This is a genomic window from Streptomyces sp. NPDC001732 (assembly GCF_053596315.1).
This window is the reverse complement of the sequence record NZ_JBSFFY010000108.1, coordinates 1-12,564: the sequence shown is the minus strand read 5'-3', so window position 1 is coordinate 12,564 and position 12,564 is coordinate 1. Positions and strand designations below refer to the sequence as shown.

General features: G+C 73.4%; 11 protein-coding genes and 2 pseudogenes. 8 read left to right on the top strand and 5 right to left on the bottom strand.

What is annotated here, in order from left to right; genetic code table 11:
* Positions 1–321: 321 nt before the first annotated feature.
* From ACWCXX_RS38820 to ACWCXX_RS38790, 7 genes are all read left to right on the top strand, one after another.
* Complete coding sequence (locus ACWCXX_RS38820; protein WP_451135696.1) at positions 322–1,833, top strand: PepSY-associated TM helix domain-containing protein; 1,512 nt, start codon at positions 322–324, stop codon at positions 1,831–1,833.
* Positions 1,830–2,504, top strand: coding sequence for a DUF5134 domain-containing protein (locus ACWCXX_RS38815; protein WP_451135694.1), 675 nt, complete (start codon positions 1,830–1,832; stop codon positions 2,502–2,504). The genes ACWCXX_RS38820 and ACWCXX_RS38815 overlap by 4 nt, the downstream gene beginning before the upstream one ends.
* 285 nt (positions 2,505–2,789) lie before the next feature.
* Positions 2,790–2,999 carry a hypothetical protein gene (locus ACWCXX_RS38810; protein WP_451135692.1) on the top strand — a complete coding sequence of 70 codons (210 nt, stop codon included), beginning with the start codon at positions 2,790–2,792 and terminating at the stop codon, positions 2,997–2,999.
* Complete coding sequence (locus ACWCXX_RS38805) at positions 2,999–5,284, top strand: heavy metal translocating P-type ATPase (RefSeq protein ID WP_451135690.1); 2,286 nt, start codon at positions 2,999–3,001, stop codon at positions 5,282–5,284. Before ACWCXX_RS38810 ends, ACWCXX_RS38805 begins: the two co-directional genes overlap by 1 nt.
* Positions 5,284–5,802 (top strand): copper chaperone PCu(A)C, encoded by a 519-nt coding sequence (locus tag ACWCXX_RS38800; protein ID WP_451135689.1) that lies wholly within the window; start codon positions 5,284–5,286, stop codon positions 5,800–5,802. Before ACWCXX_RS38805 ends, ACWCXX_RS38800 begins: the two co-directional genes overlap by 1 nt.
* Before the next feature lie 151 nt (positions 5,803–5,953).
* Positions 5,954–6,712 carry a hypothetical protein gene (locus tag ACWCXX_RS38795; RefSeq protein WP_451135687.1) on the top strand — a complete coding sequence of 253 codons (759 nt, stop codon included), beginning with the start codon at positions 5,954–5,956 and terminating at the stop codon, positions 6,710–6,712.
* Positions 6,713–6,961: 249 nt separating this feature from the next.
* The gene (locus tag ACWCXX_RS38790) at positions 6,962–7,591 is read left to right on the top strand and encodes a sigma-70 family RNA polymerase sigma factor (RefSeq protein WP_451135685.1); all 630 of its coding nucleotides are present in this window, start codon (positions 6,962–6,964) and stop codon (positions 7,589–7,591) included.
* A gap of 181 nt (positions 7,592–7,772) precedes the next feature.
* Here ACWCXX_RS38790 and ACWCXX_RS38785 read toward each other — a convergent pair whose 3' ends face one another.
* Both ACWCXX_RS38785 and ACWCXX_RS38780 read right to left on the bottom strand, forming a co-directional pair.
* Positions 7,773–8,516 carry a DJ-1/PfpI family protein gene (locus ACWCXX_RS38785; RefSeq protein WP_451135683.1) on the bottom strand — a complete coding sequence of 248 codons (744 nt, stop codon included), beginning with the start codon at positions 8,514–8,516 and terminating at the stop codon, positions 7,773–7,775.
* A 93-nt stretch (positions 8,517–8,609) separates the two neighbouring features.
* Positions 8,610–9,110: pseudogene (locus ACWCXX_RS38780) on the bottom strand (cupin domain-containing protein).
* A 56-nt stretch (positions 9,111–9,166) separates the two neighbouring features.
* Between ACWCXX_RS38780 and ACWCXX_RS38775 the strand changes: the two are divergent.
* Positions 9,167–10,042: a LysR family transcriptional regulator gene (locus ACWCXX_RS38775; protein WP_451135698.1), complete on the top strand. Its 876-nt coding sequence runs from the start codon at positions 9,167–9,169 to the stop codon at positions 10,040–10,042.
* Positions 10,043–10,267: 225 nt separating this feature from the next.
* Here ACWCXX_RS38775 and ACWCXX_RS38770 read toward each other — a convergent pair whose 3' ends face one another.
* The 3 genes and pseudogenes from ACWCXX_RS38770 to ACWCXX_RS38760 form a co-directional block, all read right to left on the bottom strand.
* The gene (locus tag ACWCXX_RS38770) at positions 10,268–10,726 is read right to left on the bottom strand and encodes a GNAT family N-acetyltransferase (protein WP_451135681.1); all 459 of its coding nucleotides are present in this window, start codon (positions 10,724–10,726) and stop codon (positions 10,268–10,270) included.
* Positions 10,723–11,941: pseudogene (locus ACWCXX_RS38765) on the bottom strand (IS701 family transposase). The gene ACWCXX_RS38770 and the pseudogene ACWCXX_RS38765 overlap by 4 nt, the downstream one beginning before the upstream one ends.
* Positions 11,942–12,228: 287 nt before the next feature.
* Positions 12,229–12,564 (bottom strand): immunity 49 family protein (locus ACWCXX_RS38760; protein ID WP_451135679.1); only part of this gene is annotated, 336 nt, incomplete at its 5' end.

Genomic DNA, 12,564 nt, shown 5'->3' with positions numbered 1-12,564 from the left:
CGACATCAACGCCGTCAAGGTCTGGGTCGACTCCCGCGGCCACTACGCGCGACCGGAGATCCTCGGCCTACGGGTCGACCGACGCCCGCTCTGGCCCGACGAAGGACACCGCGAATGGCCTGCCGCCCCGAACGACGGCACCGCCACCCCGACGGCCGAAACGGCCTGAACGGACGGCCTCGGCCCCCACGTCCCGCCGGTCGGCGGAACCGCGCGCCGCCCCATGATCCGCGTCACACCACATGCGCGGGAACTCACACGCCTCTCGCACCGACTCCTGTACGTCACCGTCCCCACCGGTCCACGTATGAGGAGGATTCGATGACCGAGACCACGCCTGCCGCATCACCGCCGTCCCGGCAACGCCCAGCCGAAGAACCCGCCCCGGCCGAGGGGTTCACCACGTCCGCGCCGGGCGACGGCGGCGGGAGCTGGAGCGGGTTGCGCCCGCTCCTGCTCCGCCTGCATTTCTACGCAGGTGTCCTCGTCGGTCCGTTCCTGCTCGTCGCGGCCGTCACCGGACTGCTCTACACGGCCGCCCCGCAGATCGAGTCCGTCATCTACCAGAATGAACTGAAGGTCACCCCGCGCGGCGAGCCGAAGCCGCTCGCCGCCCAGGTGGACGCCGCCCGCGAGGCGGTACCCGGCGGGCGGCTCGTCTCCGTCACCCGGGGTGCGGGGCCCGACGACACGACCCGGGTCGGCTTCGACGTCGAGGGGTTGCCCGAGGGCCGCACGCAGACCGCCTTCGTCGATCCGTACGACGCGAAGGTGCGCGGCACTCTGCGCACCTCCGGCGAGTGGCTGCCCGTGCGGTCCTGGTTCGACGACCTGCACCGCACCCTGAACCTCGGCGAATTCGGCCGCAACTACAGTGAGATCGCCGCGAGTTGGCTGTGGGTCGAGGTGCTCGGCGGGATCGCGCTGTGGCTCGGGGCGCCGCGGAGCCGGGAACGGCTGCGCGGGCTGTTCGTGCCGCGCCGGGGCCCGAAGGGGCGCAGGCGCACACTGTCCTGGCACGGGGCGGCCGGGCTGTGGGTGTCGGTCGGCTTCCTCGCCCTCTCGGCGACCGGGCTGACCTGGTCGGCGCACGCGGGCGCGACCATCGGCAGGATCCAGGACTCGCTGGGCGGGGCGACGCCCTCCGTCTCCTCGACCCTCGGCCACGGCACGCACGGCGGCTCGGCGGAGGCGGGAGCAGGGGCGCACGACTCCGCCACCGACTCCTCCGACTCCCCCGCCACGAAGGTCGATCTCGACGAAGCCGTGCGCATCGCCCGCGCCGAGGGGCTGCGCGGCAAACTCGTCCTCACCCCGCCCGCGGATGCCGGGAGCGCGTACGTCGTCCGCGAGAACACCCGGCACTGGCCGGAGCAGCAGGACTCGATCGCGATCGACCCGGCCACCGGCGAGGTCACGGACAAGCTGCTCTTCGACGACTTCCCCGTCCTCGCCAAGCTCACCCGCTGGGGCGTCGACGCCCACATGGGCCTGCTCTTCGGTCTCGCCAACCAGATGGTCCTCGCGCTCATCGCCGTCGCGCTCATCGGGATGCTCCTCTGGGGCTACCGCATGTGGTGGCTGCGCAGGCCCACCCGGGCGGGCGGGACACGCTTCGGCCGTCCGCCGGCGCGGGGGGCCTGGCGCCGGGTGCCGGGCAGGGTCATGGCGCCGCTCGTCGTCGTGGCGGCCGTCCTCGCCTACTGCCTGCCGCTGTTCGGGCTGCCCCTGGCCTGTTTCCTGCTCGTGGACCTGACGGTCGCACAGGTACGCCAACGCGAGCGCACGCGCTCGGAGGCGCGCGCCGGGACACCGAAGGAGACGGCCCGATGATCGCCGCCCCCGGGCTGCGTTGGATTCTGACGCTGCTCTTCTGCGCGCTCGCCGCCCACGGTCTGTGGCGCGCCCTCACGGCCCGCTCCCACCCGTGGACCGCGCGGCTCGCCCACGGTCTGCACGCGGTCATGGCCCTCGCCATGTTTGCGATGGCCTGGTCCTGGGGCATGGATCTGCCCGGCACACCGCAGGTGGTCTTCTTCTCCGTCGCCGCGGCCTGGTTCGTGTCGGCCGCCCTCGCCCTGCCGAACGGCCCCGGGTCCCGGAAGCGCGCCCTCGTGGACGCGCTGCCGCACGCCGTGATGACCGGGGCGATGGCGTGGATGGTCGCCGCGATGTCCTCGGCCATGTCCATGGGCACGACGGGCGGAGGCCATGTGCACGACATGCCCGGGATGGACATGTCGGCCCCGGGAGCGACCGCGACGATGACGCTCGACGGCACCACCGACCGCTGGAGCGCTGTGCTGCTCGCCCTCGTCCTGCTGGCGCTCGCGCTGTGGTGGCTCGCGAAGGGCTTCGACACGGGCCGCCTCGCACCCCGCACGACAAACGGCACGGCTTCGGGCGGCGCGGGCCCGCGCAGCGCGGTGCACGCCGCCTGGGACCTGGGCTGTCACGGGCTGATGGCGCTGGGCATGGCGGTGATGTTCATCGTGATGGTGTGATCCGCGCGGAACGACATCGGCTGAACGGGCCTCGGCCCGTACGGTCCTGGGCGTCGGCCCGTACGCCCCCGACGCCGACCGTACGGCCCCGGACGGCGGCCGTACGGTCCTGGGCGCCGGCCGACCCGTACGATCCCGGGCGCGTCTCCCGGACCGGGGTGCCCCTGGGGCGAGTGTGGCAGGTGTTCGGCATGTGACGCGCGTCACCTGGACGTGGGGGAACTCGGGGCCGGGTCCGGCCGACCTCTGGACCGTACGACCCGCACTCTCACCGGAGCCTCCCTCATGGACCACTCGGTGACGCCTTCCGCCGGACGGCGTTCCACCCCCGTGCCGTACGCGCAGCTCGGGGGATTCCTGCTTCTGCTCGTCGTGCTCTTCGCCGTCTCGTACGGGGTGGGGCACCTGGCCGGGCCGGTCGCCCCCGACATGCGCGGGGTCACGCATCAGGACGACGCCCCGAACCCCCACGACATGGGCGGGATGGGCCACTGATGGGCCGGGAGACCGCTCCTCGCACCCTCGTCACGACCGATCTGGTCGTCGGTGGCATGACGTGCGCGGCCTGCGTGCGCAGGGTCGAGAAGAAGCTCGGCGCACTGGAAGGCGTGCGTGCCTCCGTCAACCTCGCGACCGGAACGGCCCGCGTCGAGCACCCGGTGGACCTCGGTACGGACGCGCTCGTCGCCGCCGTCGAGAAGGGTGGGTACACCGCCCGGCTCTCCGGGCCGCCCGCCGCCGGGAAGGGGCGGGGCGACGAGGGAACCGTCCCCGGTGTCCCGCAGCGACTGCTGGTGACCACGCTGCTCGCCGTCCCCGTCATCGTCCTGTCGATGGTGCCCTCGCTCCAGTTCCGCAACTGGCAGTGGCTGTGCTTCGTGCTCGCCGCGCCCGTCGCCCTCTGGAGCGCATGGCCCTTCCATGCGCGGGCCTGGCGCGGGCTGCGGCACGGCGCGGCGACGATGGACACGCTCGTCTCGCTCGGTGTCCTCGCCTCCTTCGGCTGGTCCTCGTACGCGCTCTTCCTCGGCGGTGCCGGCGCCCCCGGCATGCGGATGTCCTTCGCGCTGCTGCCCACCGCGTCGGACGGGATGGCGCACGTCTATCTCGAAGCGGCGGTCGGCGTCCCGCTCTTCGTTCTCCTCGGCCGCCACCTGGAGGCCCGCGCCCGGCGCGGCACCTCGGCCGCCCTGCGGGCACTCGCCGAACTCGGCGTGAAGGAGGTGACGGTACGGGACGGGGCCATGGAGCGCACCGTCCCGGCCGAACGCCTCGCGGTGGGCCAGGACTTCCTCGTACGGCCCGGGGAGCGTGTCGCGACGGACGGCGAGGTCGTGGAGGGCGCGTCCGCCGTGGATCTGTCCCTCGTGACCGGTGAGTCCCGGCCCGTGGAGGTCGCGGTCGGCTCCGCCGTCACGGGTGGCTCGGTCAACGCGGGCGGGCTGCTTCTCGTACGTGCGACGGCCGTCGGCGCCGACACCCGGCTCGCCCGCATCACGGCCCTCGTCACCGAGGCCCAGGCCGGGAAGGCCCGCGCCCAGCGGCTCGCCGACACCGTGGCCGGGGTCTTCGTTCCCGTCGTCCTCACCCTCGCCGTCACCGTGCTCGGCTTCTGGCTCGGCGCGGGCGCGAACCCGCAGTCCGCCTTCACGGCGTGCGTCGCCGTCCTCGTCGTCGCCTGCCCCTGCGCACTCGGGCTCGCGACCCCCACCGCGCTCATGGCGGCCACCGGTCGAGGCGCCCAGCTCGGCGTCCTCGTCAAAGGGCCGCAAGCTCTCGAAGCCCTCCGGCAGATCGACACCGTCGTCCTCGACAAGACCGGCACCCTCACCTCCGGGCACCTCACTGTCACCGCCCTCACCGCACGCGCGGAAGGCCCCGGCGCGCAGGAGGTGCTGCGGCTCGCGGCGACCGTGGAGACCGGCTCCGAGCACCCGCTCGGCCGGGCCCTCGTCCGCCACGCCGAGCGCACCCTCCCCGAGGGGGTACGGCCCGACGCGCTCAGCGGTTTCACCGCGACGCCCGGCAACGGCGTGCGCGGACACGTGGACGGACGGCTCGTCGAGGTCGGCGCCCCCGGGGGCGAGCTGCCCGGGGAACTGGACGCGGCGCTCTCCGCCGCCCTGGAGGCCGCCCAGACCCCCATCCTGGTACGGGTCGACGGGCGACCCGAGGCCCTCCTCGCACTCGGCGACGTCGTACGCCCCGGCAGCTACCACACCGTGGACCGGCTCCGCCGCCTCGGCGTGCACCCCGTCCTCGCCACCGGGGACCGGGAGGAGCCCGCGCGGGCCGTCGCCGCCGCGCTCGGCATCGACGAGACGTACTCCCGCTGCACCCCCGAGCGCAAAGCGGAGCTCGTCCGCACGCTGCGCGCGGAGGGGAAGCGGGTCGCGGTCGTCGGGGACGGCGTCAACGACGCGGCGGCACTCGCCGGGGCCGACCTCGGCATCGCGATGGGCACCGGCACCGATGTCGCCATCGGCGCCGCCGACGTCACCCTCGTCCGCGACGACATCGAGGCCCTCGCCGACGCCGTACGCCTCGCCCGCCGCACCCTCGCCACCATCCGCGGCAACCTGTTGTGGGCCTTCGGCTACAACGTCGTCACCATCCCGCTCGCCATGGTGGGCCTGCTCAACCCGATGCTCGCCGCCGCCGCGATGTCCCTCAGCTCGGTCCTCGTCGTCCTCGGCAGCCTCCGGCTGCGCCACTGGCAGCCCGCCGCCCGAGCGGCCGTCGCGCGGCGCCGACGCCCCTCCCCGAGGACGGTCTCCTGATGCCCGCCGCCTCCGCGCGCCCGCGCGCCCCGCTCGCCGCCGCCGGCGCTCCCGTCCTCGCCTGCGCCATCGCCCTCGCCGGTCTCGGCACCTGGGCGGCGAACGGAGGTGCCGGGAGCCCGCCGCACGTGACCGTCACCAGGGCGTACGTCTACCAGCCGTCAGGCTCGACACCGGAGACCGCTGCCTTCCTCACCCTCACCAACGACGGCGGCTCCGCCGACCGGCTCGTGGAGATCACCTCGCCCGACACGGCCGTGCCTCCCGCGCTGAGCGAGCACCGCATGACGTCCTCCGGCGCCGCGTACCGGCGACCGGTGGAATCCGCCGCCGTCCCGGCCGGGGACGGGCTCACCATGTCCCCACACGGGATCGACGTGACCGTGCGGCCGAAGGGGACGTGGCGGCCCGACGAAGAAATCTCCTTCACGCTGCGCTTCACGCACGGGAAGCCGTTGAGCGTCCGGGCGGTGGTGGTCCGGCCCGGTACGGGGACGGGCCGCCCGCCTCGCCCGTAGCGCCATGTCCCGTAGCACCGCGCCCCGCTCCGTCGCCCGTTCCCGTCGCATATGCCGGAACTCCGCTCCAGCAGCCGCTTTTCCGGCATGTGCGGTGAACCGGGCGGCATGCCATGTCGCCCGGCCCTCCGCGATGGGAGGATGAGGCTTCATGGAGGCGGGGCCGGTCGGACGCGCGGTGAGGGCGGCGATGTTCGCCGCCGTCTCCGTCACGCTCGCGGCGACCGGGCACGTCCTCATGTCCGAGGACCCGATTCCCTTCTGGGTGCTCGCCACCGGCTTCCTCGCGCTCGCGGTTCCCGGCTGGTGGTTCGCCGCCCGCGAGCGCGGCCCCTGGCTCGTCACGGGCCTCGCGGTCGCGACCCAGGGCGTGCTGCACAACGCCTTCGCCGCCGCGCAGTCCGCCCTCGCGACCGCCGGGGACACGGCCGCGCGGACCGTCGCCGGAACGGGCGCGGCGCCGCCGGACGCCATGACGGGCATGCACCACATGGCGGGCATGGACCACTCGCCCGCGAGCGACATGGGCAGTGCGAGCAACGCGATGACCGGCATGCACCACATGGCCGGCACGGAACACGCCTCCGTCGTGGATCACATGGGCTCAATGGCCCACATGGGCCACGACATGGCCGGGATGTCCTCGACGGGAATGCTTGCCGCGCACGTCCTCGCCGCCTTCCTCTGCGGGGTGTGGCTGGCCCGCGGCGAACGCGCCGCCTTCCAGGTCCTGCGCGCGGTCGCGAGCCGACTGCTCGCCCCTCTCCACCCCCTCCTCACAGCACCGTTGCCGGCCCCGCGCCGCCGTCTGCGCCCCCGCCGGGGCCTGAGCGACCGGCTGCCGTTGGGCCTGCGGTGCGCCCGCGCGCGGGACCGGCGCGGGCCCCCCGGGGTGCTCGCCGCGTCCTGAGAACGCGGCAGGCATTCCGGAGGACGTACGAGACCCCGGCCCGCGACCGGCCGCCGACCGGCCCGCCGCCGTGCCCGCACCCGGTGGGCGTCCTCCGGCACACCCGGCCCCGAAGGGCCCGGGTGCCCCATTCACCGGATACCCGGACCCGTCCCGTACCGCCGCCACGCGCGCCGCAGCCACGGCGTGCCCCCGCGCCGTCGCCGGACGCCCGGGTGCCGGACCGATCCGTGAAGGACACACCTGGCGATGAACACCACACTGCCCGCCCCGCGCGGGTCGCAGTGCGCCGCCGTCCCGCGCGACAGGACGGCGGAGGACACCGTCTCGACCGGCTGGGCGCTCGCCGCCCGTGCCGGGGACCGCGAGGCCGCCGACGCCTTCGTACGGGCCCTGCACCGCGACGTCGTGCGATACGTGGCCCACCTGTCCGCCGACCCGCAGGCCGCCGAGGACCTCGCGCAGGACACGTTCCTGCGCGCGTTGCGCACCCTGCACCGCTTCGAGGGCCGTTCCTCGGCCCGCACCTGGCTCCTCACCATCGCGCGCCGCGCCGTCGTCGACGACTTCCGCCGGGCCGCCGCGCGTCCCCTGCTCGCCGACACCGACGACTGGCGCGCGACCGTCGAGCGCGCCCAGCCGGCAGGGCTGCCCGGCTTCGAGGAAGGGGTGGCACTCCAGGAACTCCTGGCCACGCTCCCGTACGACCGCCGACAGGCGTTCGTCCTCACCCAGTTGCTCGGCCTCTCCTACGCGGAGGCCGCCCGCGCGGCGGGCTGCCCGGTCGGCACGGTCCGCTCCCGGGTGGCCCGCGCGCGTACCGCCCTGACCGCGCAGCTGGAGCGCGGCGAGGCGGAGACCCTGGCACGGACCGCCTGAGAGCCGTCCCGTCCCGGGAGGGCGTGGGCCGGTGCCCCAGCCGGAGCACCGGCCCCGACCGCGGCCCGGCGTTGCCCGTGCCCTCGTGAGCGACGGGGTGGTCCCGTCCGCGCCCGTACGTTCTCGACGGCGTCCGCTTCGGCGCGGGGCTCCCCGGGCCGCGGGGGACTCCGGCTCGGCCTCAGCGGGTCGGACGGGAAGCCCAGACGGTGCCCCGGGCCTCGTACTCCAGCATCCCCTCCAGGTTCGTCGCCGCGTCCGGGCCCAGTTCGCGGCGCACCAGCCAGAGGGCGAGGTCGAGACCGGAGGTGACGCCGCCCGCGGTGACGAGGTCGCCGTCGTCGACGACGCGGGCGTTCCTCAGCAGGCCGCCCTGTGCCTCCAGGTCCGGTTCGGCCTTGTGGTGAGTGGTGCAGGGGCGGCCCTTCGTGAGGCCCGCAGCCGAGAGGAGCATGACGCCGGTGCAGAGGGCCGAGACGGTCAGCCCCGGGCGGGGCGCTTCCGCCAGGGCGCGGGGCAGCGTGCCGCGGTCGATCTCGGCCCACACGCCGGGGCTGTCGCGCCGCGCGTAGCCACCGCCCGGGACAACGAGCACGTCCGCCTCGTCGGGGGCCCAGGGGTGGATGTCCCGGACGACCGTGCCGTACGCGCAGGTGATCCGGCGGGCACCGGTGGCGGAGACGTACCGGACCTCCACCGGGCGCGGGGTGAAGAACCCGGCGGCGGAGAAGACCTCGTACGGGGCGGCGAAGTCCAGCTCCTCGACTCCGTCGAACATCACGACCTGTACGCGCAGCGGTCGGGCCGGATCGGGACCGGCCGGGCCAGATCCGGCGGCCCGCGCGGTGGTAGTGGCGGCGGTGGCCGCGAACGTGCCCGTGGCGCCGAGGGCGGTGGTGGCGCGGAGTAACTGCCTGCGATCCATGTGGTGCTCCCGTTCTTGGAGTGACGACATGACAGGAGTCGGACGGCTGTCTCCTCCAGTTCCCGCGGCCACCGGCCGAGGACTGTGCCCGAATCACGGTCCGGTGCCCGGTGCGTCGGGCTCGGTGGCGTAGCGGCTCATCGCGTCGATGTCGGCCCGTGGCGTCAGCGGCCGGCCGCCGGCGAGCGCCTCCTAGAGGTCCCGGAAGTACTGCACGTACAGGTCGGGGGTGAACGTGCTGAGCATGACGGCGGGTTGGCCGGTCGGATTGGCGAAGGTGTGCGGGGTACCGGGCGGAACCATCACGAGCGTGCCCGCGGCGGCGTCGTGGTCCTCGTCCCCGACGGTGAACCGCACGGTTCCGGAGAGGACGTAGAAGCCCTCGTCGTGCCGGGCGTGGCGGTGCTGCGGCGGTCCCTGGGTGTGCGGGGCGAGGACGGACTCGGCGATCGCGAGGCGGTGCCCGGTGTGGCTGCCGTCCTCCAGCACGCGCATGCGCGTGGTCCCCAGGACGATCGTCTCGCCGTCGCCGGGACCCACCACCGATACGACGGGGGCGGTCTGCGGCTCGTGGGGCCTTGCTTCTTCGGTCATGCCACAAGTGCACCGCCGGGGACCCTGAAGTGTCCAAGACCTGTCCTGCCGCGCCGATGCCTCATGGGTATTGTCGCAGCGTGGAGCTACGGACCCTGCGCTACTTCGTGGCGGTCGCCGAGGAACGCCACTTCGGCCGGGCCGCCGCCCGACTGCACATGAGCCAGCCTCCCCTGAGCCGGGCGATCAAGCGGCTTGAGGCCGACGTCGGCGCCCTGTTGCTCGCCCGCTCGCCCGCCGGGGTCACGCTCACCCCGGTGGGCGCGGTGCTGCTCGACGAGGCACGGGCCCTGCTCGACCACGCCGACCGCGTCCGGGTACGCGTGAGCGCGGCGGCCGGCGTCGCGACCATCACCGTCGGCATCCTGGGCGACGGCACCGACCCGGGAGTGTCCAGGCTGGCGGCCGCCTACCGTCGGCGCCACCCCGGCGTCGACATCCGCATCCGCGAGACCGACCTGACCGACCCGACGTGCGGGCTGCGCGCCGGGCTGGTCGACGTCGCCCTCACTCGCGCGCCCTTCGACGAGACCGCCCTGACGGTCCGTACGCTGCGGGCCGATCCGGTCGGCGTGGTCCTGCGCGCCGACGATCCGCTGGCCTGCCGCGAACGGTTGCGACCGGCCGACCTGAGCGACCGCCGCTGGTTCCAGTTCCCGCGGGGAACGGACCCCGTCTGGCAGTCGTACTGGAACGGGGGCAACCCGCGCGAGGGCCCGGTGGTGCGCGCCGTCCAGGAGTGCCTGCATGCCGTGTTGTGGAACGGCACGATCGGCCTGGCCCCGTTCGGGCACGACCTGCCCGCGGAGTTGGTCATGGTGCCGCTGCTCGGCATGGCGCCGAGCCGAGTGGTGGCGGTGCGGAACGAGGGCGACGCCAACCCGCTGGTCCGGTCCTTCGTCGAGATCGCCGCAGCCGCGTACCGCCACTGAGCACCGACGACGGCCAGGACGCGTCGGGCCGGGCAGACCCCGGGCCCGGCCCGACCGATGGCCGGTGGCCGATGACCAATGACCGTTGGGACACCCCCTGGCGTTGTGACCGGGAAGGTTCATCGGGACGTTCCACTCCGCGGCAGTGGCATTCGAAGGCCGGGTGTCCTGCAGGGTCCGGTGCGGTTGGTCGGTGTGGCCGGTCGCTGCGGGAGCACGTGGTGGTCAGCGGGGCTGATAGTTGAGAGTTCCGAGGGGCCAGGCCGTGGACAGCCAGGTCGTGACGGCCTCGTACAGGGGCGCGTCCATCTCGGCCCTGTCGGCACGGACCCAGGAGCGGACGTCGGTGTCGTGGTCGTCGCTGTGGGAGGGATAGATGTAGACGCAACCGATCACCTCGCCACTGGCGGTCTCGATGACGGTGTAGGTGAATCCGCGGCGCCGAGCGAAGTCGTCCGCGTGCTGCTGCAGGTCGGCGAGGTTCGCCTCCGGGGTCATCCCGTCGGCAGGAGGCCATCCTCGGTCCCGGAAACCCGGGGTCGCGCGGATGTGCTCGATGCTGCTGGTCCAGGCGGCGTGGTCGGCGACGTTGTGCTGGGGCCCCAGGGGCTCCAGGCGGAACTGCGGGGTGATCAGGTCTGCGGGAACGACGAAGTCGTCGGGGACGAGGGTGTGGTCAGTCATGGGGCCGAGGCTACGAGGCGGGGCGCACGGGTTGCACCTGGATTGATCACGCCGCTCACGACGTGATGGTGCCAGCCGCGCCAGGTGCGGCCCTCGAAATGATCGAGTCCGAGGCCGTGCTTGAGTTCTCGGTAGTCGTGTTCGATGCGCCAGCGCATCTTCGCCCACCGGACCAGGTCGTTGATCGGTGTGGTGGCGGGCAGGTTGGTCATCCAGTAGCCGATCGGCTCGTTTGCTTCCGCCGGCTGTTCGACCAGCAAGGTCCGCAGCGGCAGGACACCGTTCCAGCGGTTGCGCCCTCCGGCCTGTTCCTGCGCGGTGCGGCAGGCTTCCTTCCCCGACGGCCTCACCTCGATCACGACGAAACGCGAGGCCATCCGGCCCTTGCTGCCCTGCCGCCAGACGACCTGCTCGAAGGCCGTGCCCGAGGTAACGAACGAGGCCAGGGACTGGGGCGATTCGCGATAGCGAGGCAGCGTGGGCGGCCCCGGACCACCGTAGGCCGGCTGATACGGCTCGGCCGCGGCCGGACGGGCGACCTCCTTCGGGTCCACCGCCATGGCACAGGACCAGCCCCGTTCCTCCAGCTCCAGCCGGAAAGACACACTGAGGCCGTAACCGGCGTCCGCCACGATCACCGGCACTGCGAGCCCTTGTCCGGCCAGCCGGTCCAGCAGCCCCAGAGCCAACCGGCCCCTGGAAAGGTGCTCGACCTCGTCCGGAACTCCGGCCCGCTGCCGCCGCACACGATCCGCCGCCCATTCCTCGGGCAGGAACAATTCCCACTCCAACGGGCATGAGGCGGTGTCGGTGGCCGCGCGCACGCTGACCGCGACCTGACAGTTCGCTCGCTTGCCCAACACTCCGCAGTACTGCCGGGCCACCCCCACCGAAGCGGTGCCGCACTTGGGGAACGACACATCGTCGATCACCCACGCCTCAGGGCCGATCCCTCGCTCAATCGCTCGGCGACCCGCCGCCGTACCGGCAGCGGATCCCACGGCGACTGGTTCACGAACTGCTGCAGGGCCTGCATGTTCCCGTCCGGCAGCCGCTCGGACATCGGCTGGATCGACTTCCGCCGGCCGGCCAGCATCAGACCCCGCAGACAACACCCGCCCCACCGCCGCTGCTCCCGCCACGGCAGCGAACCAAACACATCGCAACGAACTCCGCCAACTCGCCCCGGAGCCGTTCCACCTCCCCCAGCCTCATAGCCAGAACATGCCCACCACCAGGCAAGATCACCCGACGTGACGAAGCACTATCAGGCCTGTCTTTCGGATCATTGCGAAAGACACGGACCGAGGCTCGGCGCCGTCGGGGCTACCGGGGTCGCAGGGCGTGGAGATCCGGCAGATGGCGTTCGCCAACGTGGGGCAGGGTGGTCTTCCGTCCTTGGCTATCGCGCAGACGTACGCGCTGCCTCGATGGGGACGAGTCCGTCTCCACGACGAGGTCCTGGAATGTTGAGCCAGGCCCACTTCCGCACCTCGGGTGGCCTACTTGGCGGCCCAGCAGCCCAAGTTGTTCCGGTTCCCCTCCGCCGCCCGGCGCAGCGCGTCCGGCGATCCCAGCAGACCGTGCGGCAGATACCCGGACCGGACACCGAGTTCCCACCCATGGACCTGGACGGCGAGGCAGGCCAGGGCGAGGGTGCCGAGGGGGAGGAGGGACCGGGGAACGGGATCACCGGCATCGGCCTCGACCCTCTCCCGGTAGGCGACCAGCCGGGCGACGAGGGCGTCCTCGAAGGCGTGCTGGTCGTCGTCGAGGAGTACACGGAGCAGCCGCTGGTCCGCGCTCAGCGCGTCGCCGACCTCGTCGAGCCGCCGGGC